The organism is Actinomadura sediminis, from assembly GCF_042675525.1.
Taxonomy (GTDB): domain Bacteria; phylum Actinomycetota; class Actinomycetes; order Streptosporangiales; family Streptosporangiaceae; genus Spirillospora; species Spirillospora sediminis.
This window is the reverse complement of record NZ_JBHTJA010000025.1, coordinates 47,101-71,990: the sequence shown is the minus strand read 5'-3', so window position 1 is coordinate 71,990 and position 24,890 is coordinate 47,101. Positions and strand designations below refer to the sequence as shown.

Sequence of the window (24,890 nt, the reverse complement as noted above, 5' to 3'; positions counted from 1 at the left end):
CGCCGCGGCGGACGCGTCCGGCAGGCGCTGACCGGTGCTCCGCGCGGCGGCCGGCCGCACCGGCCGCCGCGCGGCGCGGCACCGCGGACCCGCGGCGCGGCCGACACGCTCGATCCGCGAACTTCGCGCATCCGCCGGGCCATCTAACTACCGTGGCCGACACGATGACGTTGGAACTGGATTCGCCGAAGTCCGCACCGGGGGACCGGGACGGGCGGCACGACCGGCGCGGCGGGCCGGCCTGGGCGGTGCTGCCAGCCGGTCTCGTCCTCGGCCTGCTGGCCGTCGCCCTCCTCGCCCCCGCCACCCTCGCCGCGCGCATCTGGTACGAGGCGCGCCAGGACGAGCGACCGCGCTCGGACGCGATCATCGTCCTCGGCGCCGCGCAGTACAACGGGAAGCCGTCCCCGACGCTGCGGTGGCGCCTGCAGCACGCGCTGAACCTCTACCGGGACGGGGTCGCGCCCACGATCGTCACCGTCGGCGGCAAGGCTCCCGGCGACAACTACACCGAGGCCGGGTCGGGCCGCCGCTGGCTGGTCGAGAAGGGCCGCGTGCCCGCCGGGGACGTCGTCGCGGTGCCCACCGGACGGGACACGCTGCAGAGCTTCGCGGCCGTCGGGCGGCTGTACGACGAGCGCGGCTGGTCGTCCGGTGTGATCGTCTCCGACCCGTGGCACTCGCTGCGGTCCGAGCGGATGGCCGCGGACCACGGCATCGAGGCCGCCGCGTCCCCGACGCGCAGCGGCCCGAGCGTCCAGACCCGCGAGACGCAGGCGTACTACATCGTCCGGGAGACGGGCGCCTACCTGTCGTACGCGTTCCTCGGCGGCGACGGCGAGCCCGCCGCGCGTCCCGCCGGGGACGGCGGCACCGGGGCGCCCGCGGGGTGACCCGGAGCCGTCGCCCGCGGGCCGCCCGGGCGTCACGGCCGCCGCTTACCCTGGACGGGAGATGACCACCTATATCGATCACGACCGGCGGCGCTGGGCGCCCGAATCGTCCAAGCGGCGCGACCGCACCGCGTTCGAGCGCGACCGGGCGCGCGTCCTGCACAGCGCCGCGCTGCGGCGGCTGGCGGCCAAGACGCAGGTCGCGTCGCCGGGCGCCGGCGCCGACACCGTGCAGTCCCTGCGCACCCGCCTCACCCACTCGCTGGAGTGCGCCCAGGTGGGCCGCGAGCTGGGCAAGGCGCTGGGCTGCGACCCCGACCTGGTGGAGACGGCCTGCCTGTCGCACGACATCGGGCACCCGCCGTTCGGGCACAACGGGGAGGCCGCCCTGGACGTCGTCGCCCGCGACTGCGGCGGGTTCGAGGGCAACGCGCAGAGCCTGCGGGTGCTGACCAGGCTGGAGCCCAAGTCGTTCGCCCCGGACGGCCCGCCCCTGCACGGCCGCAGCGTGGGCCTCAACCTGACGCGCGCGGCCCTGGACGCGGCGATGAAGTACCCCTGGACGCAGGCCGACGCCGTCAACGGCAAGTTCGGCGTTTACGACGACGACCTGGACGTCGCGCGCTGGGTGCGGGAGGGCGCCGACCCCGGCCGGACGTGCTTCGAGGCGCAGGTCATGGACTGGAGCGACGACGTCGCCTACTCCGTCCACGACCTGGAGGACGCCCTCGTCGCCGGGCACATCGACTTCGCGCGCCTCGCCGACCCGGCCGAGCGCCGCCTCGTCGCCGAGACCGCCCGCAAGCTGTACTGCGCCGACGCCGACCTGGCCGAGCTCGAGGAGCGCTTCACGACGCTGCTCGCCGAGCCGTACTGGCCGTCCGGCTACGACGGCACGCCGCGCAGCCTCGCCGCCCTGAAGAACCTCACCAGCACGCTGATCGGCCGGTTCTGCCTGGCCGCCGAGGACGCCACCCGCGCCGCCCACGGCGACCGCCCGCTGACCCGGTACGCCGCGGACCTGATCGTCCCGCGCGCGGCCCGGCTGGAGAACGCGCTGCTCAAGGGCATCACCGCGCACTACGTGTGGATCAGCCACGAGGAGGTCCGGGCCCGGCAGCGCACGCTGATCACCGAGCTGGCCGAGCTGACGCTCGCGGGCGCCCCCGGCACCCTCGAACCGGGGTTCCGCGCCGCGTTCGAGGAGGCCGACGACGACGCCGCCCGGCTGCGCGCCGTCGTCGACCAGATCGCCTCGCTCACCGACACCTCCGCGATCGCGCGCCACAAGCGGCTCACCGGCTGACCGGCGCCCGCAGGGCGGCCCTGCGGGCCGCGGGGCGGCGGCGGGTGGAGCGGTCCCGCGCGACGCACCGGTCCCTGGACCCTTGTCTCATCACGCACGCCACTGTGAGGATGACTCAAGGTGACCATAGGAGGCAGCATGCCCGAGGGGACGTTCGTCATCGTGGGCGCCGGGCTGACCGGCGCCAAGGCCGCCGAGACGCTCCGGGAGGAGGGTTTCGCGGGACGGATCCTGCTGATCGGCGAGGAGATCGAGCGGCCGTACGAACGGCCCCCGCTGTCGAAGGGGTTCCTGCTGGGCGCGGAGCCGCGGGAGAAGGCCCACGTGCACGAACCCGAGTGGTACGGCGAGCACGACGTCGAGCTGCGGCTCGGGGTGGCGGTGGACGCGCTCGACACCGCGGCGCACGTCGTGCGGCTGGCGACGGGCGAGCGGATCGGGTACGACCGGGCGCTGCTGGCGACCGGCGCGACCCCGCGGCGCCTGGACGTCCCGGGGGCGCGGCTGCAGGGCATCCACTACCTGCGGACGATGGCGGACGCGGCGGCGCTGAAGCAGGCGCTCGTGCACGGCGGCCGCCGGGTGGTGGTGGCCGGGGCGGGCTGGATCGGGCTGGAGACGGCCGCGGCGGCGCGCGCGCACGGCAACGGCGTGACGGTCATCGAGCCGGAGCCGGTGCCGCTGCACCGGGTCGTCGGCCCCGAGGTCGGCGGGATGTTCGCCGACCTGCATCGCGACAACGGCGTCGACCTGCGGCTGGAGCAGGGCGTCGCGGGGTTCTGGGGCGCCGGGCAGGTGTCGGCGGCGGTGACGGCCGGCGGCGCGGAGGTGCCCGCGGACGTCGTGATCGCCGGGATCGGGGTGCGGCCGAACACCCGGCTGGCGGAGGCCGCGGGGCTGGAGGTGTCGGACGGGATCCTCGTGGACCAGTCGCTGCGCACGTCCGACCCCGACGTGTTCGCGGCGGGCGACGTCGCGAACGCCTACAACCCGCTGCTGGGCCGCCGGATCCGCGTCGAGCACTGGGCGAACGCGCTGAACGGCGGCCCGGCCGCGGCCCGCGCGATGCTCGGCCGCGAGGTCGTGTACGACCGGGTCCCGTACTTCTTCAGCGACCAGTTCGACCTCGGCATGGAGATGTCGGGCGTCGCGGCGCCCGGCGAGTACGACGAGGTGGTGTACCGCGGCGACCGCGCGTCCGGCGAGTTCGTCGTGTTCTGGCTGTCGGACGGACGGGTCGTCGCGGGCATGAACGTGAACGTCTGGGACGTGACGGCGGACGTCCAGGCCCTCATCCGGTCGGGCCGGCCGGTGGACGCGGCGCGGCTCGCCGACCCGGGCGTCCCGCTCGCCGGCCTGGGCTGACGGGAACGTCCCGGAAACGGCTCTGTCGGCCGTCCGGTGAGCGACGTACAGTCGGCCGGGTGATCACCGAGAAGCACGCGCCGCCGGCGCCCGCGCCGCGCGCGCGGCTCGCGGTCACGGTCGCCTTCGCCGTGCACGGGCTCTTCACGGCCGCGTGGGTGGCCCGCATCCCGCAGATCAAGGACGATCTCGGGCTGAGCGAGGGCGCGATGGGTCTCGCGCTGCTCGGCGCCCCCGTCGGGCTCGTCCTGGCGGTCCGGTCGGCGGGCGCGCTCATCGGGCGGTGGGGGAGCCGGGCGACGACGCTCGCGACGGGCGTCGCCTGCGCGGTGTCGCTGATCCCGCTGGGCCTGGCCGGGAACCTCGGCGCGCTGGTCTGCGCGCTGGCGCTGATGGGCGCGTCGCTCGGGCTGATGGACGTGGCGATGAACGCGCAGGGCGTCGCGGTGGAACGCCGCTACGGGCGCCCGCTGATGTCCGGGCTGCACGCCTGGTACAGCATCGGGACGCTGCTGGCCGCGCTGATCGGCTCGGCCGCCGCGCACGCGGCCGTCCCGGTGCCGCTGCACTTCGCCGCGGTCGCGGCCGCGCTGACGGCCGTGCTGCTGCTCGGCTGCCGCGACCTGCTCGACCGGTCGGCGGACGCGACGCCCGAACCGGAGGCCGTCGCCCCGGGCGGGCCGGCCCGGAACGGGACGGTCCGGTCGGCGCGGTGGTCGCTGGCGCTGCTCGGGATCATCGGGCTGTGCTCGTTCGTCGGCGAGGGCGCCGTCGCCGACTGGAGCGCGATCTACCTGCGGGAGGACCTCGGGACCGGCCCGGGCACGGCCGGGCTCGGCTACGCGGGATGCGCGGTCGCGATGACGCTCGGCCGCTTCACCGGCGACCGGGTCGTCGCGCGCTTCGGGCCCGTCCGGGTGCTGCGCGCCGGGTCGCTGGTCGCCGCGGCGGGGCTGGGGCTCGGGCCGGCGGTGCACCATCCCGCCGCCGCCGTCGCCGGGTTCACGCTGTTCGGCCTCGGCGTCGCGGCGGTCGCGCCGGTGACGTTCAGCGCGGCCGGGAACCTGCCGGGGATCCCCGCCGCGACCGGGATCTCCCGCGTGACCGGCGTCGGCTACCTCGGGGTGCTCGGCGGGCCGCCGGTCATCGGGTTCGTCGCGCAGGGCGTCGGGCTCGGCTGGGCGCTCGCGGTCCCGGTCGCGCTCGTCGGGCTGATCGTCCTGCTCGCCCCCGCGACCGCCACGGCGGGCCGCTGACCACGCCGGTTCTCCCGGGTCCTCCCGAGGTATGAGTTTCTCTCGGGTAAAGTCTGGACGAGTGAGCACCATACAACGGTCTAGACCACCCGAAACGGTCGAGATCGTCCGGCCGACGCGCGCTTTCCTGCGCGAGCTGCTCACCTTCGGCCTCGTCGGGTGCCTCGGCACGCTGATCATGTTCCTGGGCGCCAACCTGATGCGCGCCTGGCTCGGCGGCAGCCCCATCACGAGCGTCGTCGTGCCCGGGATCGCGTCCACGCTGACGTCCTACCTCGCCAACCGCTTCTGGACGTTCCGGCACCGCGACAGCGACGGGTCCGGCCGCGAGGTCGTCGTCTTCTTCACGCTGAACGGCATCGGGATGCTCATCCAGGTGGCGTGCACCGGCTTCACCCACTACACGCTCGGCCTGACGAGCGACCTCGCCTACAACGCGGCGCTGCTGGCGGGCGTCGGCCTCGGCGCCGCGTGGCGCTACTGGTCGTACAAGAGGTGGGTCTTCACGCTCGCGGCCGGCTGACATGGCGACCGACGAGGCCATCAACGAGGCGATCGACGAGGCGGCCGGCGGGTCGGCCGGCGGGTCGGCCGGCAGGGGACGCCTGGACGACGAGTGGGCGCTGCACCGCCCGGCGGTGTTCGGCGCCGCGTACCGCATCACCGGGTCGGTCGCCGACGCCGAGGACATCGTGCAGGACACGTGGCTGCGCGCCGCGCGGGCACCCCTCGCGGACGTCCGCGACCTGCGCGCCTGGCTGATCACCGTCGCCGCGCGCCGCGCCTACGACGTGCTCGGCTCGGCGCGCGCCCGCCGCGTCGACTACGTGGGCCCGTGGCTGCCCGAACCGCTGCTGACCGGCCCGGACGCGGCCGAGCCGGTGCTCGTCGACGACACACTCGGCACCGCGATGCTGCTGGTGATGGAGGAGCTGTCGCCGCCCGAGCGCGTCGCGTTCGTCCTGCACCGGGCGTTCGGCGTCCCGTACGACCGGATCGCGGAGACGCTCGGGAGGACGCCCGCCGCCTGCCGCCAGCTCGTGTCCCGGGCGGGCCGCAAGGTCGCCGCCGCCCCGCCCCCGCCCGGCGGGCCCGAGGGCGCCCGCGTGCTGGCCGCCTTCCGCGCCGCCTACGAGCGCCGGGACGAGGCCGCGCTGCTCGCGCTCCTCGACCCGGACGCCGCCTACACCACCGACGGCGGCGGCCGCGTCTTCGCCGCCCGCAAGATCATCCTCGGGGCGGCCCGGGTCGCCACCGCGCTGCTCCGGACGGCCGTCCGCAACGATTTCCGGGCGGTCCCCGCCGAGGTCAACGGCGGGCCCGGCCTGCTGATCCACCGCGGCGGCCGGCTCGCCGCGGTGGACACGCTCGAGATCGCGGACGGCCGGATCGTCGCCTACCGCCGCGTCCTCAACCCCGCCAAGTTCGGCGGTCCCGGCCTGCGGGACGCGGCCGGCCGAACCGGTCCCGCCCGGGGCGTCACAACCGGCGGGGGTGCGTCGTCTCCCTGATGACGAAAGGAGACGATCATGCCTCGCATGCTGCTGAAGGACGCGAGTCCCGAGGTCTACAAGGGGATCATCCGGACGGTCGTGGTGATCCAAGACGGGCCCCTCGACCGCGCCGTCCAGGAGCTCGTCAAGCTCCGGGCGTCCCAGCTCAACGGGTGCGCCTACTGCGTCGACATCCACTCCCGGGACGCCCGTGGGCACGGTGAGCGGGAGGAGCGACTGCACCACCTCGCCGTCTGGCGGGAGTCGCCGCTCTACACCGACGCGGAGCGGGCGGCGCTCGCCTACACCGAGGCGGTCACGCGGCGCGAGCCGGTGACCGACGAGATGTGGGAGGCGCTGCGCGAGCATTACCCGGACGACCGTGCGGCCGGCGACCTCGTGGGGCTGGTGGCGATGATCAACGCGCTGAACCTGTTCGGGGTTCCGCTGCACTACCACGAGATGATCGAGGGCTGACCGCCCGCGGGACGTCCCCGCGCCCTCGCGCGCGGGGACGTCCCCGCCTCACCGTCCCGCCGGGACGATCTTCTCGGTCTGCGCCCGCGCCTCGGCCAGCAGGCCGACCAGGTCCTGGCCGGTGCCCTGCGAGAACATGACGTGGTCGACGCCCGCCTCGGCGAGCCGGCCGATCGTGTCGACGGCCGCGTCCACCGACGGCGTCTCCGCGAAGTACGTCAGCGAGGTCTTCTCGATGTCGGCGTAGTCGCGGCCCTCCCGCTCGCAGTGCCCCCGCAGGACGTCCAGCTTGCGCGGCAGTTCGTCGCCGTCGAAGATGTTGCAGGCGTCGGCGTACTTCGCCACGAGCCGCAGCGTCTTCTTCTCGCCGGTGCCGCCGATCAGGATCGGCGGGTGCGGGCGGCGCAGCGCGGGCGGAGAGTTCAGCGGGCGCTCCAGCCGGTAGTGCCCGCCCTCGAACGGCGACTCGTCGCCCTGCCACATCCGGTGGGCGATCCGCAGCGTCTCCTCCAGCCGCTCGAACCGCTCCGACGTCGGCGGGAACGGGACGCCGAGGCCCCGCGACTCCTCGTCGTTCCAGGCCGCGCCGATGCCGAACCACGCCCGTCCGCCCGACAGCACGTCGAGTGTGGTGACCGTCTTCACGAGGATCCCGGGGGACCGGTAGGTGACGCCGGTGACCAGCGTCCCGAGCGTGATGTTCTCCGTGAGCGCCGCCGCGTACGCGAGCGCCGAGTAGCCCTCCAGCATCGGCTCCTCGGCGGCGCCGACCATGTCGATCTGGAAGAAGTGGTCCATGACCCACAGCGAGTCGAGCCCGGCCTGGTCGGCGTCGCGGGCGATGTTCCCGAACGTCGGGCCGATCCGCTCGGGCCCGCCGGGGAAGGTGAAGCTGGGAACCTGTAGTCCGATGCGCATGCCTGTCCTTCGTCGGTGCCGAGGGCGGGTGTCGCCACAACTCTGCGATCTGGAGCGCACTCCAGGTCAAGCGCGCCGCGGGGCCTCTACCCGCCGCCGGGACCCGCGAACGCTTGACCTGCAACGGGTTTCAGGTGGAATGCTGGCGCCGTGAGTTCCTACTCTCCGGCCGAAACCGCCGAGAAGAGCGGCTTCAGCATCGACACCCTGCGCTACTACGAGAAGATCGGGCTGCTCTCGCGGATCGCGCGGAACGCCTCCGGACGGCGCGTGTTCACCGACGACGACCTGCGGTGGCTCGGCATGCTGCGGTGCCTGCGGGAGACCGGGATGCCGATCGCGGAGATGCTCCGCTACACCGAACTCGCCAGGGGCGGGGGCGAGACGCTCCCGGAACGCCTCGAACTCCTGCAGGCCCACGACCGGCGGGTCGAGGAGCGGATCGCCCGGCTGCGCGACCAGCAGAAGCAGATCCACTGGAAGATCGACCTCTACCGGGGTTCGCTCTGCGACGGGACCCCCGCCTGATCGAGGACGCGCGCCGCCCGCGCCCACGCCGCGTCCGGGGGGCGAAGGCGGTGACGCCGGCCAGGACCGGACCCGGCCCGGCACGGCCCGCCCGCCGGGCGGGTCCTCACCGCCACGCGGGAGAGCGGCCGAGAAGGGCGAGCAGGCGGTCGCGCGGCCCGGCGCCGGCGGCCGCCGGAACGGGCGGCGCGAACGCCTCGCCCGGTGTCCGCCCGTCCTCGGGGACGATCGCGGCGACCCGCAGCGACGCCTCGACGAGCTCGGCGTCCGGCTCCCACGGGACGCCGATCGTGACGGCGGCGTCCCAGGCGTGGACGACGGCGTCGACGAGGTGGAACCCGATCGCGAGCGACGCGGGCACCGCCGTGCCGTCGCCGATCTCGGGCAGGTGGAACTCGTCGCGCGGTCCCGCCGCGGCGAACGCGGCGGTCACCCGGTCGGCGGACGCCGCCGCGGCCGCGTGCGGGTCGTCGCCGAGGTCGGCGCCGCGCCAGACGGACGGGCGCGCGCCCTCGCCCCGCGCCGCGGCGGCGAAGCCCGCGTCCTGGTTCAGCTGGTGCCGGATCAGTCCGTGCAGGGTCCAGTCGGGGCAGGGCGTGGGACGCGCCAGCATGTCCGGCTTCACCTGCGCGAGGGTGCCGAGCCAGAGGTCGAGGGCCCTGCGGTCGAGATCGCGGAAGTCGGTGGAGAGCAGCTCTTTCAGGAGATCCATGAGGTCACCGTAGGAGGCCCGACCGGCCCGATGACAGGGCCAAAATTGCACTGAACGACTGGGCCGATCTACCGTCGTGCGGTGGACCTCCACGTGAGCCTGGTCGGCCGGAAGAACCTGTCCGGGCAGATCTACCGGCAACTGCGGGACGCGATCCTGGACGGCAGGCTGCGGGCCGCCGAGCCGGTGCCGCCGACGCGGGAGCTGGCGCGGCGCCTCGCCGTCTCCCGCAACACCGTCGCCGTCGCCTACGACCGCCTCGCCGCCGAGGGGTTCCTCCGGAGCCGCGTGGGCGCGGGCACGTTCGTCCAGGAGGCGGCCGCGGCGCCGCGCGGCGCCCCCGCCGCGTCACCGCTGCGCCCGCGCCGGATCTGGGACGAGCTGTCGGTCTGGCCGCGCCCCATGCCGGGCGTCCGCTGGGACCTCCGCGCCGGAGTCCCGGACGTGCGGCTGTTCCCGTTCGACGCGTGGCGGCGGATCACCGCGGGCGTGCTGCGCCCGTCCGGGCTGCGGGACGCCGCGTCGGCCGGTGATCCGGCCGGGCTCGCGGACCTGCGGGAGGCGATCGCGCGGCACGTCGGCGTCTCCCGCTCGGTGCGGGCCGGTCCGGCGGACGTCCTCGTCACCTCGGGCACGCAGCAGGCGGTCGACCTGATCGTCCGGGTCCTGCTGGAGCCCGGCGACGTCGTGGCCGTCGAGGACCCCGGATACCCGCCGGTCGTGACGCTGCTGCGCGCCGCCGGCATGCGGGTCGTCGGCGTGCCCGTGGACGCGGAGGGGCTGCGGGTGGACGAGCTGCCCGGCGGCGCGCGCGCCGTCTACGTCACGCCGTCGCACCAGTTCCCGCTGGGCATGCCCATGTCGCTGCCCCGCCGCCGCGCGCTGCTGGAGTGGGCGCGGCGCCGTGACGCGGTGAACGTCGAGGACGACTACGACACCGAGTTCCGGTACGGCGGGCGCCCGATCGAGCCGCTGCAGAGCATCGACGAGGACGGCCGCGTGCTCTACACCGGCACGTTCTCCAAGGTCATGCGGCCGGTGCTGCGGCTGGGGTTCCTCGTGGCGCCGCCGTCGCTGCACCGCGCGCTCCGGCTGGCCCGGTACACGTCAAGCTGGCACGCCGAGCTGCCCGCGCAGGCCGCGCTCGCCCGGTTCATCGACGAGGGCCTGCTCGCCCGGCACGTCCGCCGCTCGCGGCGCGTCTACCAGGCCCGGCACGAGCGGGTGGCCGAGCTGGCGGCCCGCTGGTCGCGGCCCGTCCCGGCCGAGGCGGGGCTGCACCTGAGCGCGCCGCTGCCCGCCGGGACGGACGACGCCGCGCTCGCCCGCTGCGCGCTCGACGCCGGGATCGGGCTGTTCGCGCTGTCGGAGTTCGCCGTCACCGGGCCCGCGGCGCCGGGGCTCGTGCTCGGCTACGGCGCCGCCGGCGAGGCCGCGATCGGCGCGGCCCTCGCGCGGCTGGAACGGATCATCGCCGCACGGGCGTGACGCGCTTCCCGGCCGCGTCGAAGATCAGCATCCGGTCGAACGCGACGGTGAGCGCCACGTGGTCGCCGGGGTTCGGCCGTTCGCCCGGCCCGATCCGGAAGACGAGGTCGGAGCGGCGGTGGTGGCCCGCGTGCTCCTCCTCCGGCGGCGCGGCGTCCACGGCGGGACGGCCCAGCAGCGTCCGCATCCGGTCGCGGAGCCCCGGCCGCTCCGGCTCGGTGTATCCGGCGCGGGCCGGACGGCCCACCCGGTTCGCGTCCACGACCGGGATCCCCGCACCGGCGTACGCGAGCCACTCGTGCCCGTGGAACTCCAGCGAGCGGACCCGCCCCGACAGGACCGTGCCCGGCCGGGCGGGCGCGCCGGGCGCGATCGGCGTGAGCGTGTCCGGGCGGACGCCCACGATCACCGGCCGGCCGTGCTGGCTGATCAGCCAGGACGCGCGCGGGTCGTCCCACGGCAGCAGCAGCCGCTGCGAGCCGAAATCGAGCTGCAGCCCCTCGCCCTCGACCGCCCACAGCGTCGCCTGCAGCAGGTTGATCGGCGGCGAGCTGAGGAACGCCGCGACGAACACGGTCGCCGGGTCCTCGTAGATCTGCTCGGGCGTGCCGACGTCCTCGAGCACGCCGTCGCGAAGGACGGCCATGCGGTCGGCCATCGTCATCGCCTCGACCTGGTCGTGGGTGACGTAGACCGTGGTGGTGCGGCTGGAGCGCACCAGCGCGGAGATCTCCACCCGCAGCTCCGTGCGCAGCCCCGCGTCGAGGCTCGACAGCGGCTCGTCCATCAGGAACAGCGACGGCTCGCGGATCAGCGCCCGGCCGATCGCGGCCCGCTGCCGCTGCCCGCCGGACAGCGTGCCCGGCAGCCGGTCGATCATCGTGTTGAGGCCCAGCGCGCGCGCCAGCTCGACCACCCGCGCGGACGCCTCGGCGCGATCGTCGCCCGACACCTCCAGCGGGAACATCATGTTCCCCTTGACGGTGCGGTGCGGGTACAGCGCGCCCTCCTGGAACACCATGGCGACGTTCCGTTCGCGGGGCGTCAGCTCGTTCGCGACCGAGCCGTTCAGCCACAGGTCGCCGGAGGTGATCTCCTCCAGGCCCGCGATCATCCGCAGGATCGTCGACTTGCCGCATCCGGACGGGCCCAGCAGGACGAACAGCTCACCGTCGTTGATCCGCAGCCGCACGTTCCGGACGGCGGCGTGCCCGCCGGGATAGATCTTCTCGACGCCGTCCAGCACAACATCCGTCATCGGGTCCGCCTGGGAGTGGGCAAAATCTCGGTTGGCCATCTCACCGCGCACCGGTCCCGGTTGTCCATAGCCGCCCGGGGGTTACCGGCGGTTAACCGGGCCGGGTCCGGCCAGCGACGCCGGGGCGGCGATTCGTGAACGCGCCGGCGGCGCGCCGCCGGACCGTCGCGGGGGCCGTCACGGGGCGCTCCGCCGGGGCCGCCGCGGGCGCCCGTTCCCGCCGGGATGCCTCGGATGTCGCCGCCCGGTCGTAGACTCCATCGTCGTGGCAGGCCGTATTCGCAATGAGGACATCGCGCTCGTGCGAGAGCGCTCGTCCATCGACGCCGTGATCGGGGAGTACCTGCAGCTCCGCAGCGCCGGCGGCGGCAACCTGAAGGGCCTGTGCCCCTTCCACGACGAGAAGTCCCCCTCGTTCAACGTGACCCCCTCGCGCGGCCTGTACTACTGCTTCGGCTGCGAGGCCGGCGGCGACGTCATCAAGTTCGTCCAGGAGATCGACCACCTGTCGTTCAGCGAGGCGGTGGAGCGGCTCGCGTCGCAGGCCGGCATCCGGCTCCGCTACGAGGACGACGGGCGGCGCGGCCCCCGCCAGGACGGCGGGCAGCGCGCCCGGCTGCTGGAGGCGCACAAGGCCGCCGCCGAGTTCTACGCCGAGCGGCTCGCCGCGCCCGAGGGCGAGATCGCCCGCCGGTTCCTGTCCGAGCGCGGTTTCGAGCCCGCCGACGCGGCCCGGTTCGGCGTCGGGTTCGCGCCCCGCGAGTGGGAGGGCCTCGTCCGGCACCTGCGCGGCCGCGGCTTCGCCGACAAGGACGTCGTCGCGGGCGGCCTCGCCAAGGAGGGGCGGCGCGGGCCGATGGACCGGTTCCGCGGGCGGCTGATGTGGCCGATCCGCGACCTCGGCGGCGAGGTCATCGGGTTCGGCGCGCGGCGCCTGTTCGACGACGATGACGGCCCCAAGTACCTGAACACCCCCGAGACGCCCCTGTTCCACAAGGGGTCGGTGCTGTACGGGGCCGACCTCGCGAAGAAGGCGATCGCCCGGCGGCGGCAGGCCGTGGTGGTCGAGGGCTACACCGACGTGATGGCCTGCCACCTCGCGGGCGTCGAGACGGCCATCGCGACGTCCGGCACCGCGTTCGGCGACGACCACATCAAGGTGCTGCGCCGCCTCCTGATGGACCAGGACGAGTTCCGCGGCGAGGTGATCTTCACGTTCGACGGCGACGCGGCGGGGCAGAAGGCGGCGCTGCGGGCCTTCGACGACGAGCAGAAGTTCGTCAGCCAGACGTTCGTGGCCGTCCAGCCGGACGGCCTCGACCCGTGCGACCTGCGCATCCGGCACGGCGACGCGGCCGTCCGCGACCTGGTGGCGTCCCGGGTGCCGCTGTTCGAGTTCGCGGTGCGCAGCGCCATCGAGCGGCACGACCTCGACACCGTCGAGGGCCGGCTCGCCGCGCTGGACGCCGCCGCCCCGGTCGTCGCCGCGATCAAGGACCGGTCGCGCCGCCACATGTACGCGATCAACCTGGACCGCTGGCTCGGCATCATGGACGAGCAGTTCGTGCTGCGCCGCGTCCGCGAGCTGGCCGTCCGGCGGCACGGCAACGGCGGCAACGGGCGCGGCGGCGGCCGGCCCGGCGAGCCGCTGCCCGGCGGCCCCGGCGGCGACGCGAACGGCCGCAACGGGAACGCCCGCGACGCGCACGGCCGGAGCGGCGGGCCGAACGCGGGCCCGGGCGCCCCGGCGGCGCCCGCCGGCCCGGCCGTCGACCCGAACGACCCCGAGGTGCAGCGGGAGCGCGAGCTGCTCAAACTGGCCGTGCAGCGTCCGGCGCTGCTCGGGCCGGGCTTCGACGAGGAGGTCCTGCCCGAGGCGTTCATCGCGCCGCAGCACGCCGCCGTCCGCACGGTGATCGGTTCGGCGGGCGGGGTGACGGCGGCCGGCGCGGTCACCGAATGGGTCGGGGCGCTCCTGGAGCTGTCTCCGAACGACCAGGTCAGGGACCTGATCACCATGCTCGGAGTCGAGCCGGTACGGTCCGCAGCCGAATCGGACGACCGTTATGCCGCGGAACTGCTGGCCCGGATCCAGGAACGCCAGCTCACCCGCATGATCGCCGACGCGAAGTCTAAACTCGGGCGGCTGAATCCGGCCGAGAATCCGGAAGAGTACAACCGGCTCTTCGGCGATCTTGTAGCGCTTGAGCAGCAGCGACGGGTGTTGCGTGAGCGCGGTCTTGGAGCGCAGTGAGTCAAGCGGCTGCAAAATAGGTGCTGTGATCTAGGCCGCATTTATCGCAAACTGTCCACGTGAGCCCTTCGGTGCTGCCTAGCGAGGCGCCATCGGTTGATCAGGTGGCGGACCTCGTCGCACGTGGCAGAGAGCGCGGCGGTGTGACCGTCGCCGACGTCGCTGCCGCGCTCGACCGCTCGGACTTGCCGGACGACTCCCTGGAGCGGGTGGTCCGGATGCTCGCGGAGCAGGGGGTGGACGTCCTCGAGCCCCAGCAGGAGAACGAGGACGTCGCGCGGGTTGATGAGGGAGACCTCGGCAAGCGGGCGCCGACGAGCGACCTGGTCCGGATCTATCTGAGAGAGATCGGTCGCGTACCGCTGCTCACGGCAGAAGATGAGGTAGAACTCGCGAAGTCGATCGAGGCGGGACTGTTCGCCGAGGAGAAGATGGCGCGCGCCGCCGTCCTCGACCGCGGCGAACGGGTCGACCTCGAACTGCTCGCCCGCGACGGGAGGCGGGCGAAGCAACGCCTGATCGAGGCCAACCTGCGGCTGGTGGTCTCGATCGCCAAACGCTACGTCGGCCGGGGAATGCTCTTCCTCGACCTGATCCAGGAGGGAAATCTCGGACTGATCAGGGCGGTCGAGAAATTCGACTACACGAAGGGGTTCAAGTTCTCCACCTACGCCACGTGGTGGATCCGCCAGGCGATCACCCGGGCCATCGCCGACCAGGCCCGGACGATCCGGATCCCGGTGCACATGGTGGAGACGATCAACAAGCTCGTCCGCGTGCAGCGGCAGCTCCACCAGGACCTCGGGCGCGAACCGACGCCCGAGGAGATCGGCCTGGAGATGGGGCTGTCCCCGGTCCGGGTCGTGGAGATCCAGCGGATCTCCCAGGAGCCGGTCTCGCTGCAGTCCCCGATCGGGGAGGAGGACTCCGACCTCGGCGACTTCATCGAGGACGCGGACGCCGTCGTCCCGATCGAGGCCGCGGCGTTCATCCTGCTGCAGGACCAGCTGGAGGACATTCTCGGCACGCTGTCGGACCGGGAGCAGCGCATCATCCAGCTGCGCTTCGGCCTGACCGACGGCCACCCGCGCACGCTCGAGGAGGTCGGCCGGGAGTTCGGCGTGACCCGGGAGCGGATCCGCCAGATCGAGTCCAAGACGCTGGCGAAGCTGCGGCACCCGTCCCGCGCGCAGATGCTGCGGGAGTACCTCGAGTGACGTCCCGGTCGCGGGCGGGCGCGCGGCGGGCGCGCCCGCCCGCGGCGGGCGCACGGCGCGGGCATGGCGGGACATGGCAGGAGCCGGTCACGGGAGTCGATGCGCCGGTAAGGGCGAACGTCGCATTCCGTCCGTCCCGTCGATTACCGTTGTGCCCATGCTGATCGTGACCACTGACGGCCTGGCGGGCTACGAGATCCGCAGCGTGCTCGGCGACGTCCTCGGCGCGGCCGTCCAGGCCGAACAGGGCGGCGGGCCGCAGCACGGGCCCGGGAGCAGCGCCACGTTCCGGGTGACGGGGGAGCGGCCGGCCGCCGGGCTGACCGCGGCCCGCCGCGAGGCGGTGGACCGGCTCGGCGAGGAGGCCCGCCGCAAGGGCGCCAACTCGGTCGTCGGCATGCGGTTCGACACGGCCCCGATCGGCGGCGGCGCGTACGAGGTCTGCGCCTACGGCACGGCCGTGTGGGCCGAGCCCGCCGCCGCGCAGCCCCGCGACCAGGCGCCGCCGATGCCGCAGCACGCGCAGCAGCACGGGCAGGTGCCCCCGTACAAGGACGCCGGCCCCGGCGGCCCCCCGATGGCCGCGCGGAACCTGACGATGGGCCTGCACGACCGTCCGCGCTGACCCCGGCCCGCCCGCGCTCAGCCCTGGGCGGCGCGTTCCGAGCGGATGCGGGTGACGACGTCCCCCGCCGCCGTCTTGATCGACTCCAGTTCCCGCAGGTACGCCCAGTAGTCCGGGTGCGTGCCGGTGAGGCGCTCGGGCGCCTTCTCCAGCCGTTCCACCAGCCCGTCCAGGACGCGCGCGTGGTGCGGGGCCGCGCCGCCGGGCTGCGCGACGGCGAGGCGCTGCGCGTCCCGGACGGCGAACCGGACGCCCTCGACGGGCGCGCTCGGATCGGCGGCGACCTCGTCGAGCCGCTCGACCCGCCCGGTGACCTGGCCCGCACGGCGGTCGGCGGCGTTCAGCTCGGTGCGGGCGGCGGTCAGCGCCCGCTGCGCCTGCTTCCACTCGCCCCGGGCGGCGTGCTCGGCGGCCTCGTCCATCCGCTCGCGGGCGCGCTCCACCCCCGCCTCGATCGCCTCGGGCGCGCCGCGCAGGTCCTGCCAGCAAGGTTGGGAGTACTTGCGCAGCATCGTCTTCATCGCCGCCCGGACGGTCTCGACCCGGTTCGCGACGACGTCCACCCGCGTCTTCACGGAGTTCAGCGAGTTGCGGACCTTCTCGCCCTGCCTGGGCAGCTCGGCCGCCGCCTCCCGCGCGCGCTCGGCGGTCTCGTGGATCTCCTCGGCCTTGCGGAGCGCGCCGTCCAGCCCCAGCCCGCCGAGGCCGCGCGACGACAGGACGCCGAGGGACTCCTTGGCCCGGTCGAGCTCGGCCGCCGGGTCGGACGCGTCCATCCCGGCCTCCCGCGCGGCCGCCACCGCGGCCTCGGCGGCGGCCACCGCGTCCCGCGCGGCGCCCAGCTTCGGCGGGAGCCGGTCGAGGGCCGACTCCAGCCGCGCCATCTTCGGGGAGAGCCGCTCGGCGAACCCGTTCAGGTCCCGCGTGACCTTCCGCAGCCGCTCCTCGCAGCCGGCGAACGCGCGGCGCGCGGCGTCGTACTCCGCCGGTGACCGGTCCTGGCCGGTCAGGTCGTGCGCGTCGACGACGGAGATGTACGCCAGGGAGGCCGCGTCCGCGGCCTCCGACAGGCCCGCGAACTCGCGCCGCGCCGGTTCGGCCGCGCGGGCGTCCAGGTCCTCGAAGACGGTGACGCGGCCGTCGATGAACTTCTGCGCCTGGTCCATGTCGTAGAAGGCGGACGCGGCCGCCTCCCTCGCCTCGATCGCCGCCGCCGCCTCCCGCGCGCCCCGGCCCCGCCTGCGCTGGTCGCCCCGCAACGCCGCCTCCCTTCGTCCACTGCCCAGTGTCGCGCAGCGGACCGCCTCTCCGGTAATGCCGCAGGCCCGGATGGAACGGATAGCATCGCTGCTACGTCGATATACCTGGACGCCCGCTACGAACAGTGGTGCGTCCGGTAACGGCAGCGATCTTGGAGGAACCCGTGGGCGTCAGTCTCAGCAAGGGCGGCAACGTCTCGCTCACCAAGCAGGCGCCGGGGCTGACGGCGGTGACCGTCGGCCTGGGTTGGGACCTGCGCACCACCACCGGCACCGACTTCGACCTCGACGCGTCCGCGCTGGTGCTGGACGCGTCCGGCAAGATCATCACCGATGGGCACTTCGTGTTCTTCAACAACCTCCGCACGCCGGACGGCGCGGTGGAGCACAGCGGCGACAACACCACCGGCGCGGGGGAGGGCGACGACGAGCGGCTGAACGTCAACTTCGGCGCGATGCCCGGCACCGCCGAGCGGGTGGCGTTCGCCGTGTCGATCTACGAGGGCGACGCGCGGGGCCAGAACTTCGGCCAGGTCCGCAACGCCTACATCCGCGTGATGAACCAGGCCGACGGCACCGAGCTCGCCCGGTACGACCTCTCGGAGGACGCCTCCATGGAGACGGCGATGGTCTTCGGGGAGCTGTACCGCGCCGGGAACGACTGGAAGTTCCGCGCCGTGGGGCAGGGCTACGCGTCCGGCCTCGCCGGGATCGCGTCGGACTTCGGCGTCAACATCTGATCGCTCGTCCGAGCGTCGCAGGGTCCGATCAGTCTGCACGGAAGGGGTGGCCCGAACATGGGTGTCTCACTCGCCAAGGGCGGCAACGTCTCGCTGACGAAGGCCGCGCCCAATCTCACGGCGGTCGCCGTCGGCCTCGGCTGGGACGTCCGGGCCACCACCGGCGCCGACTTCGACCTGGACGCCTCCGCGCTGATGCTGGGCGCGTCCGGGAAGGTGCTGTCCGACCGGCACTTCGTGTTCTTCAACAACCTGGCGAGCCCGGACGGCTCGGTCGAGCACACCGGTGACAACCTGACCGGTGAGGGCGAGGGCGACGACGAGGTCGTCAACGTCGACCTCACCGGGGTGCCCCCCGAGTGCGAGCGCATCGTGTTCCCCGTCTCGATCTACGACGCCGACAACCGGCACCAGAACTTCGGGCAGGTCCGCAACGCCTTCATCCGGATCGTCAACCGTGCCGACGGTGCCGAGCTGGCGCGGTTCGACCTGACCGAGGACGCCTCGACCGAGACCGCGATGGTGTTCGGAGAGCTGTACCGTCATAACGATGAGTGGAAGTTCAGGGCCGTCGGCCAGGGGTACGCCTCCGGGCTGGCGGGCATCGCCATGGACTTCGGAGTCAACGTCGGCTGACCGAGACGCAGGCCGCCCGCCGGCCGCCCCCGTGAGCCGGGCGAGACCCGCCCGGCCAACTGACTAGCAGAAATACTCGTATGATTCTTCGCACCTTCGGGTGGTCCTTCGGCGTCACGGCCGCCGGCCTCGTGGCCGCCTTCTTCTACGGCGGGCCCACGGGGCTCGCGCTCGTCGCGGTCCTGGCCGTCCTCGAGATCTCCCTGTCGTTCGACAACGCCGTGGTCAACGCCAAGGTGCTCGACCGGATGAGCCCCTTCTGGCAGAAGATCTTCCTGACGATCGGCATCGCCATCGCGGTGTTCGGTATGCGGCTGGTGTTCCCGCTCGTCATCGTGGGGATCACCGCCCGGCTGGGGCCGATCGAGGCGTTCGACCTGGCGTTGAACGACTCCGAGCGGTACCACCACCTGATGGAAGCGGCGTATCCGACCATCGCGGCGTTCGGCGGCATGTTCCTGATGATGCTGTTCCTGAACTTCGTGTTCGAGGAGCGCGACATCCACTGGCTGACGTGGCTGGAGAAGCCGCTCGCCATCATGGGCCGGCTGGACCAGCTCCCGGTCGTCATCGCGGCCGGCGCCCTCGCGCTGGTCGCCTCGATCTGGGCCGACGACCCCGGCGAGGTCATGATCGCCGGCGTGCTCGGCATGGTGACCTACATCCTCGTCAACGGGCTCGGCGAGCTGTTCTCCGAGGCGAGCGACCTGGACCTCGACGAGGACGACGAGGGGCCCGAGGACGAGGTCACGATCCGGCGGTCCGGCCCGAGCGACCTCGCCAAGGCCACCGGCAAGGCCGGCTTCTTCCTGTTCCTCTACCTGGAGGTGCTGGACGCCTCGTTCAGCTTCGACGGCGTCATCGGCGCGTTCGCGATCAGCACCGACCCGATCGTCATCGCGCTCGGCCTCGGCATCGGCGCCATGTACATCCGGTCGCTGACGGTGTTCCTCGTCCGCAAGGGCACCCTGCACACCTACGTCTACCTGGAGCACGGCGCCCACTGGGCGATCGGCGCCCTCGCCGTCTGCATGCTGGTCGGCATCGGCGGCCACGTGCCCGAGTGGATCACCGGCGGGCTCGGCGCGGGCCTCATCATCGCCGCGTTCATCAGCTCGATCCTGCGCAACCGGGGATCGGGCGGGACCCCGGCCGCCGCCTCCGGCGAGGACAAGCCGCTCCACGCCGGAAAGGTCTGACCCGGAACCCCCGCCCTGCCCGCCCCCCGTCCGACGACCCACGCGAATCCCGCATCGATCACCGAAGGAGCCGACGATGTCGATCTCGCTGCAAAAGGGGCAGAAGGTCTCGCTGGCCAAGCCCGGGGGCGGCAGCCTCACCCGCGTCCGGATGGGCCTGGGCTGGGACGCCGTCGCGAAGAAGGGCCTGTTCGGCAAGAGCCGCGCCCAGTCCATCGACCTGGACGCGTCGTGCCTGCTGTTCGACGCCGCGGGGAACCTCGCCGACCAGGTGTGGTTCCGCCAGCTGCAGAGCAAGGACGGCGCCGTCCGTCACACCGGCGACAACCTGACCGGCGAGGGCGAGGGCGACGACGAGGTCATCAACGTCGACCTCCAGCGGGTCCCCGACAACGTCCAGCAGCTCGTCTTCACGGTGAACTCGTTCACCGGCCAGGACTTCTCGCAGATCGCGAACGCGTTCTGCCGGCTGGTGGACGAGGCCACCGGGCAGGAGATCGCCCGCTACGAGCTGAGCGAGGGCGGCCGGCACAACGCGCAGATCATGGCGAAGGTGTCCCGGGACGGGAGCGGCTGGTCGATGACGGCGATCGGCGCGACCGCGACCGGGCGGACCTTCCAGCACCTGCTGCCCGCCGTGTCGGCGCACCTGTGAGCGACCCGATCCGGCAGTGACGGGCATGCACGACCCGGGCACGGAACGGCCCGCCACGCCGGACGCGTGCGCGCGGCGGCCGGCGATGCGGCATTTCGACCATGTCGACGCCGCCCGCCGCAAGCACCTGTTCTACCGGCATCCGCGGCCGTTCACCCGGCACGACGACCCGGCGGTGCTCGCCGTCGCGCTCGGCGCGACGCTCTACACCCCGGCCACCCGGCCGTCCCTCGCCGACGACATGGTGAAGGCCGCGCGGCGCGGCGTGAAGAGCATGGTCGTGTGCCTGGAGGACGCGATCGCCGACACCGACGTCGTCCGGGGCGAGGCGAACCTGGTCGCCGCGTTCGCGGGCCTGCACGCGCGCGGCTCCGCGGCGCCGCTGCTGTTCGTCCGCGTCCGCACCCCCCGGCAGATCGGGGACCTGATCGACCGGCTCGGCGCCGCCGCCGAGCTGGTCACCGGTTTCGTGCTGCCGAAGTTCGGGGTGTCCACCGGTGGAGCGTTCCTGGACGCGCTCGCCGACACCGCCGCCCGGACGGGGCTGCGGCTGCTGGCGATGCCGGTCATCGAGAACCCCGAGACGGTGTACGCCGAGACGCGGGCCGGGATGCTGGACGACATCGCGCGGCTCCTCGCCAAGCACCGCGACCGGATCCTCGCGGTCCGGCTCGGCGCGACGGACATGTCCGCCGCGTACGGGCTGCGTCGCCCGCCGGACCTGACCATCTACGACATCCGGCCCGTCGCGGGCGTGATCAGCGACGTCGTCAACGTCCTCGGCCGCGCCGACGGCACCGGGTTCGTGATCACCGGGCCGGTGTGGGAGTACTTCTCGGCGGGGGAGCGGATGTTCAAGCCGCAGCTGCGCCGCACCCCGTTCGACGAGCACCGGGCCGCGCCGCTGCGGCAGCGGCTCATCACCGCCGACCTGGACGGGCTGATCCGCGAGGTGCACCTCGACAAGGCCAACGGCCTCACCGGCAAGACGGTGATCCACCCGAGCCACGTCGCGGCCGTCCACGCGCTGTCGGTCGTCACGCACGAGGAGTACTGCGACGCCGCCGACATCCTCGGCGTCGCCGGGGGCGGGGCGATGGCGAGCGCCTACGCGAACAAGATGAACGAGGCGAAGCCGCACCGGGCGTGGGCCGAGCGGCTGATGCTGCGCGCCCGGGTGTTCGGCGTCGCGGCCGAGGACGTCACGTTCGTCGAGCTGCTCGAAGCGGCAGACGTGCGATGACGTGGACGTGGGGAGGCGGCCCGGGATGACGCGGCGCGAGATGACGCGGCCCGAGACGAGGTGGGCCGAGACGAGGTGGGCTGGCGCGTGGGTCGCCGAACGGCTCGGCGTGCGGCTGACCGACGGCGCGCGGCCGGTCGGCGCCGGCCTGTCCGACCTCGTCGGCCTCGCGGTCCGCCGGAACCCGCGCCGCGCCCACCTGCTGGTGTCGGCGGTGTTGGGCAAACACGTCCCCACCGACCCCCGCCTGGTGTACGGGGCGGGGCTGCTGCTGGGCGATCTCGTGCGCGCGCGCCTGCACGGCTTGGACGTGCCGTCCCGTGCGGGCTCGCTCCTCGTGGAAGCCCTGGGCGGCGCACCGGGAGCGGCGGCCGCACTACGGGACGTCCTGCGTGAGCCCCAAGAACCTTTGGACGCGGTCGTGCTGGGCTACGCGGAGACCGCTACCGCGCTGGGGCATTCCGTCGCGGACGCTTTGGGCGGCGCCTACTACCTGCACTCGACGCGCCGCCCGGTCCCCGGCTTCACCGCGTACGGCGGCTTCGAGGAGGAGCACAGCCACGCGACGAGCCACCTGCTGCTCCCCGCCGACCCCGCCGACCTCGACCGCGACGTGCCCGTCGTCCTGGTGGACGACGAGCTGTCGACCGGACGCACCGTCCTGAACACGATCGAGGCGCTGCACGCCGTCCGCCCTCGCCGCCGCTACGTCGTGGCCGCCCTCGTCGACCTCCGGGGCGACGCGGACCGGGCCCGCATGGACGCGCTCGCCGCCCGCCTGGACGCCCGCATCGACGCCGTCGCGCTCGCCGCGGGGCGCGTCGACCTGCCCGGCGGCATCCTGGACGCCGGGCGGGCGCTCGCGGCGAGCCTCCCGGAACCCGCGGCCGCCCCCGCCGCCGGCGCGTTCCCGGTGACGCGCGCGCGGCTCGACTGGCCGCCCGGCCTCCCCGACGGCGGGCGCCACGGGTTCCTGCCCCCGCACCGCGCCCGCTTGGAGAAGGACCTGCCGCGCATGGCCGACGTGCTCGCGGACGCTCTCGGCGACGGCTTCTCCCGGGTGCTCGTCCTCGGCTTCGAGGAGCTGATGTACGCGCCCCTGCGGCTCGCCGAGACGCTCGCGGACGCCCTGCCGGACGCGGACGTCCGGTACTCGACCACGACGCGCTCGCCCGTCCTCGCCGTGGACGACCCCGGGTACGCCATCCGCACGCGGCTCGCGTTCCCCGCCCACGACGACCCCGCGGACGGGCCGGGGGAGCGGTACGCCTACAACGTGTCCTCGCGGTTCGACCGGATCGTGTTCGTCGTGGACGACGCGGGCGACACCGGCCTCTTGACCGGCGGCGCGGCGGCCCGGCTGCGCGCCCTCGCCCCGGTGACGATCGCCACCGTCCCGTCCCGCGGGAGGGCAGCGTGAAGCCGCTGCACGGCCCGGAGTTCGGCAGCTACCCCGCCGAGGACGTCACGTGGCTGCTCAAGGACCTCTCCCACGCCGCGCTGGAGGCGCCGACCGAGGAACGCGAGGCCGCGATCCAGGCGGGCCGCGCCCACTACGCCGAGTCCCTGCCCGTCGAGTACCAGCCGGGCCCCGAGTACCGGCGGCTCTTCCACGAGGCCCTGGACGCCTCCGCCGAGCGCATCGCGTACGCGACGGGCCTGGTGACCGAGCTGGTCCTCGCCGAGCGCGGCCCGGACACCGTCCTCGCCTCCCTCGCCCGCGCCGGGACCCCCGTCGGGATCCTGATGCGGCGCTGGGCGCGGTACGCGCACGGCCTCGACCTGCCGCACTACGCGATCAGCATCGTCCGCGCCCGCGGCATCGACACCGTCGCCCTGCGGTACCTCACCGGACACCACGACCCGTCCGGCGTCATGTTCGTCGACGGGTGGACGGGGAAGGGCGCGATCACCCGGGAGCTCACTGCGGCGCTGCGCGGGACCCCGTTCCGTCCCGACCTCGCGGTCCTGGCCGATCCCGGGCGCTGCACGCCGCTGCACGGCACCCGCGACGACTTCCTCATCCCGTCCGCCTGCCTCAACTCGACGGTGTCCGGCCTGGTCAGCCGCACCGTCCTGAACGCCCGCCTGATCGGGCCCGGCGACTTCCACGGCGCGAAGTTCTACGCGGATCTCGCCGCCGACGACGTCTCCGCGCACTTCCTCGACACCGTGTGCGCACGCTTCGGCGACGTCGCCGAACGCGTCGCGAAGGACCTGCCCGGCCTCCGCGCCGCCGACCGGACGCCCGACTGGACCGGCTGGGAGGCGGTACGGCGCTGGGCGCGCGCGCAGGGCACCGACGACCTCAACCTCGTGAAACCGGGGATCGGGGAGACGACCCGCGTCCTCCTGCGGCGCGTCCCTTGGAAGATCCTCGTCCGCTCCGACGCCGGCCCGGAAGTGACGCACATCCGGCTCCTCGCCCGGGAACGCGGCGTCCCCGTCGAGGAAGTCGCCCCGGACGCCTTCCCGTACGCCTGCATGGGCTTCATCCACCCCAAGTTCGGCAAGGGGGCCGTTCAGTGACCGTCCTGGTGTGCTCCGACCTGGACCGCACGCTCATCTACTCGCAGGCCGCGTTCGCCCTGGACGGCCCGGACGAGACGATGCCGCGCCTCCTGTGCGTGGAGTTCTACCAGGGGAAGCCGCTCTCCTACATGACGGAGACGGCCGCCCGGACGCTGGAGTCCCTCGCCGCCGCCTCCGTGTTCGTCCCCGCCACGACGCGCACGCCCGAGCAGTACGGGCGCGTCCACCTCCTCGACAAGCCGCCCGCGTACGCCATCTGCGCGAACGGCGGGCACCTCCTCGTGGACGGCGCCGACGACCCCGACTGGGCCGCGTCCGTCCGGTCCCGCGTGGCCGGCGAGTGCGCGCCGCTCGCCGAGGTCCAGGCCCACCTCACCGGCGTTTCGGGTGACTTCGTCCTCAAACGCCGCACCGCCTCCGACCTGTTCGCCTACACCGTCGTCGACCGCGCCGCGCTGCCCGCCGGCTGGGTGGACGACCTCACCGGCTGGTGCGCCGACCGCGGCTGGCGCACGTCCCTGCAGGGCCGCAAGGTGTACTGCCTGCCGTCCGGGCTCACCAAGGCCGCCGCCGCCGCGGAGGTCGCCCGCCGCACCGGCGCCGCGACCATGCTCGCCGCCGGCGACTCCCTCCTCGACCTCGAACTCCTCGACGCCGCCGACGCCGCCGTCCGTCCCGCGCACGGCGAACTCCACGACACCGGCCGGACGTCCCCGAACACGAGCGTGACCGCGTCCGCGGGGGTCCTCGCGGGGCAGGAGATCGCGGAATGGCTCCTGTCGCGCGCCACCGCACCGTGAAAAATCACGGGCCCGCCCCCTGCCCCGTGGAGAACC

24 protein-coding genes are annotated in these 24,890 nt (G+C 73.9%); 20 read left to right on the top strand and 4 right to left on the bottom strand.

Translation table 11 applies throughout. The features are described from left to right. Positions 1-164 precede the first annotated feature (164 nt). From ACFQ11_RS15485 to ACFQ11_RS15455, 7 genes are all read left to right on the top strand, one after another. Positions 165-893, top strand: coding sequence for a YdcF family protein (locus ACFQ11_RS15485; protein WP_378299010.1), 729 nt, complete (start codon positions 165-167; stop codon positions 891-893). Positions 894-954: 61 nt separating this feature from the next. Continuing rightward, entirely contained in the window at positions 955-2,199 is a 1,245-nt protein-coding gene (locus tag ACFQ11_RS15480) for a deoxyguanosinetriphosphate triphosphohydrolase (protein WP_378299009.1), read from the top strand. 138 nt (positions 2,200-2,337) lie between these two features. Next, the gene (locus tag ACFQ11_RS15475) at positions 2,338-3,564 is read left to right on the top strand and encodes an NAD(P)/FAD-dependent oxidoreductase (RefSeq protein WP_378299008.1); all 1,227 of its coding nucleotides are present in this window, start codon (positions 2,338-2,340) and stop codon (positions 3,562-3,564) included. A 59-nt stretch (positions 3,565-3,623) separates the two neighbouring features. After that, positions 3,624-4,820 carry an MFS transporter gene (locus tag ACFQ11_RS15470; RefSeq protein WP_378299007.1) on the top strand — a complete coding sequence of 399 codons (1,197 nt, stop codon included), beginning with the start codon at positions 3,624-3,626 and terminating at the stop codon, positions 4,818-4,820. 61 nt (positions 4,821-4,881) lie between these two features. Beyond that, positions 4,882-5,343 carry a GtrA family protein gene (locus ACFQ11_RS15465; RefSeq protein WP_378299006.1) on the top strand — a complete coding sequence of 154 codons (462 nt, stop codon included), beginning with the start codon at positions 4,882-4,884 and terminating at the stop codon, positions 5,341-5,343. 1 nt (position 5,344) lies between these two features. After that, complete coding sequence (locus ACFQ11_RS15460; protein ID WP_378299005.1) at positions 5,345-6,331, top strand: sigma-70 family RNA polymerase sigma factor; 987 nt, start codon at positions 5,345-5,347, stop codon at positions 6,329-6,331. 18 nt (positions 6,332-6,349) lie between these two features. Further along, positions 6,350-6,790 carry a carboxymuconolactone decarboxylase family protein gene (locus ACFQ11_RS15455; RefSeq protein ID WP_378299004.1) on the top strand — a complete coding sequence of 147 codons (441 nt, stop codon included), beginning with the start codon at positions 6,350-6,352 and terminating at the stop codon, positions 6,788-6,790. A 48-nt stretch (positions 6,791-6,838) separates the two neighbouring features. Here the strand turns inward: ACFQ11_RS15455 and ACFQ11_RS15450 are convergent, their stop codons facing one another. Continuing rightward, on the bottom strand, positions 6,839-7,708 hold the full coding sequence (locus tag ACFQ11_RS15450) for an LLM class F420-dependent oxidoreductase (RefSeq protein ID WP_378299003.1): 870 nt from the start codon (positions 7,706-7,708) through the stop codon (positions 6,839-6,841). Positions 7,709-7,858: 150 nt separating this feature from the next. On the opposite strand from ACFQ11_RS15450, the gene ACFQ11_RS15445 reads away from it, so the two are divergent. Next, positions 7,859-8,236 carry a MerR family transcriptional regulator gene (locus ACFQ11_RS15445; RefSeq protein WP_378299002.1) on the top strand — a complete coding sequence of 126 codons (378 nt, stop codon included), beginning with the start codon at positions 7,859-7,861 and terminating at the stop codon, positions 8,234-8,236. Positions 8,237-8,342: 106 nt separating this feature from the next. Here the strand turns inward: ACFQ11_RS15445 and ACFQ11_RS15440 are convergent, their stop codons facing one another. After that, positions 8,343-8,948 (bottom strand): TIGR03086 family metal-binding protein, encoded by a 606-nt coding sequence (locus tag ACFQ11_RS15440; protein ID WP_378299001.1) that lies wholly within the window; start codon positions 8,946-8,948, stop codon positions 8,343-8,345. Between the two features lie 81 nt (positions 8,949-9,029). Here ACFQ11_RS15440 and pdxR point away from each other — a divergent pair, with 81 nt between their 5' ends. Continuing rightward, on the top strand, positions 9,030-10,436 hold the full coding sequence (gene pdxR / locus ACFQ11_RS15435; RefSeq protein ID WP_378299000.1) for a MocR-like pyridoxine biosynthesis transcription factor PdxR: 1,407 nt from the start codon (positions 9,030-9,032) through the stop codon (positions 10,434-10,436). Here pdxR and ACFQ11_RS15430 read toward each other — a convergent pair. Beyond that, complete coding sequence (locus ACFQ11_RS15430) at positions 10,417-11,694, bottom strand: ABC transporter ATP-binding protein (protein WP_378298999.1); 1,278 nt, start codon at positions 11,692-11,694, stop codon at positions 10,417-10,419. The genes pdxR and ACFQ11_RS15430 overlap by 20 nt on opposite strands. A gap of 265 nt (positions 11,695-11,959) precedes the next feature. On the opposite strand from ACFQ11_RS15430, the gene dnaG reads away from it, so the two are divergent. The 3 genes from dnaG to ACFQ11_RS15415 all read left to right on the top strand — a co-directional run bounded on the left by dnaG (position 11,960) and on the right by ACFQ11_RS15415 (position 15,790). Next, a complete protein-coding gene (gene dnaG, locus ACFQ11_RS15425) occupies positions 11,960-13,948 on the top strand; it encodes a DNA primase (RefSeq protein WP_378298998.1) in 1,989 nt (662 codons plus the stop codon). Positions 13,949-14,019: 71 nt separating this feature from the next. Then, complete coding sequence (rpoD, locus tag ACFQ11_RS15420) at positions 14,020-15,165, top strand: RNA polymerase sigma factor RpoD (protein WP_378299014.1); 1,146 nt, start codon at positions 14,020-14,022, stop codon at positions 15,163-15,165. Positions 15,166-15,322: 157 nt separating this feature from the next. Next, positions 15,323-15,790 carry a YbjQ family protein gene (locus tag ACFQ11_RS15415; RefSeq protein WP_378298997.1) on the top strand — a complete coding sequence of 156 codons (468 nt, stop codon included), beginning with the start codon at positions 15,323-15,325 and terminating at the stop codon, positions 15,788-15,790. Positions 15,791-15,807: 17 nt separating this feature from the next. Here the strand turns inward: ACFQ11_RS15415 and ACFQ11_RS15410 are convergent, their stop codons facing one another. Then, complete coding sequence (locus ACFQ11_RS15410) at positions 15,808-17,049, bottom strand: molecular chaperone DnaJ (protein ID WP_378298996.1); 1,242 nt, start codon at positions 17,047-17,049, stop codon at positions 15,808-15,810. 164 nt (positions 17,050-17,213) lie between these two features. Here ACFQ11_RS15410 and ACFQ11_RS15405 point away from each other — a divergent pair, with 164 nt between their 5' ends. The 8 genes from ACFQ11_RS15405 to ACFQ11_RS15370 all read left to right on the top strand — a co-directional run bounded on the left by ACFQ11_RS15405 (position 17,214) and on the right by ACFQ11_RS15370 (position 24,854). Further along, complete coding sequence (locus ACFQ11_RS15405) at positions 17,214-17,789, top strand: TerD family protein (protein WP_378298995.1); 576 nt, start codon at positions 17,214-17,216, stop codon at positions 17,787-17,789. A gap of 57 nt (positions 17,790-17,846) precedes the next feature. Further along, positions 17,847-18,425 (top strand): TerD family protein, encoded by a 579-nt coding sequence (locus tag ACFQ11_RS15400; protein ID WP_378298994.1) that lies wholly within the window; start codon positions 17,847-17,849, stop codon positions 18,423-18,425. Between the two features lie 80 nt (positions 18,426-18,505). Further along, positions 18,506-19,624 carry a DUF475 domain-containing protein gene (locus ACFQ11_RS15395; protein ID WP_378298993.1) on the top strand — a complete coding sequence of 373 codons (1,119 nt, stop codon included), beginning with the start codon at positions 18,506-18,508 and terminating at the stop codon, positions 19,622-19,624. Between the two features lie 76 nt (positions 19,625-19,700). After that, a complete protein-coding gene (locus ACFQ11_RS15390) occupies positions 19,701-20,279 on the top strand; it encodes a TerD family protein (protein WP_378298992.1) in 579 nt (192 codons plus the stop codon). Between the two features lie 25 nt (positions 20,280-20,304). Continuing rightward, positions 20,305-21,522 carry an HpcH/HpaI aldolase/citrate lyase family protein gene (locus ACFQ11_RS15385; RefSeq protein WP_378299013.1) on the top strand — a complete coding sequence of 406 codons (1,218 nt, stop codon included), beginning with the start codon at positions 20,305-20,307 and terminating at the stop codon, positions 21,520-21,522. A gap of 25 nt (positions 21,523-21,547) precedes the next feature. Beyond that, positions 21,548-22,942: a phosphoribosyltransferase family protein gene (locus ACFQ11_RS15380; protein WP_378298991.1), complete on the top strand. Its 1,395-nt coding sequence runs from the start codon at positions 21,548-21,550 to the stop codon at positions 22,940-22,942. Further along, positions 22,939-24,051 (top strand): cysteine protease StiP family protein, encoded by a 1,113-nt coding sequence (locus ACFQ11_RS15375; RefSeq protein ID WP_378298990.1) that lies wholly within the window; start codon positions 22,939-22,941, stop codon positions 24,049-24,051. Before ACFQ11_RS15380 ends, ACFQ11_RS15375 begins: the two co-directional genes overlap by 4 nt. Beyond that, positions 24,048-24,854, top strand: coding sequence for an HAD family hydrolase (locus ACFQ11_RS15370; RefSeq protein WP_378298989.1), 807 nt, complete (start codon positions 24,048-24,050; stop codon positions 24,852-24,854). Before ACFQ11_RS15375 ends, ACFQ11_RS15370 begins: the two co-directional genes overlap by 4 nt. The last annotated feature ends 36 nt before the right edge of the window (positions 24,855-24,890 follow it).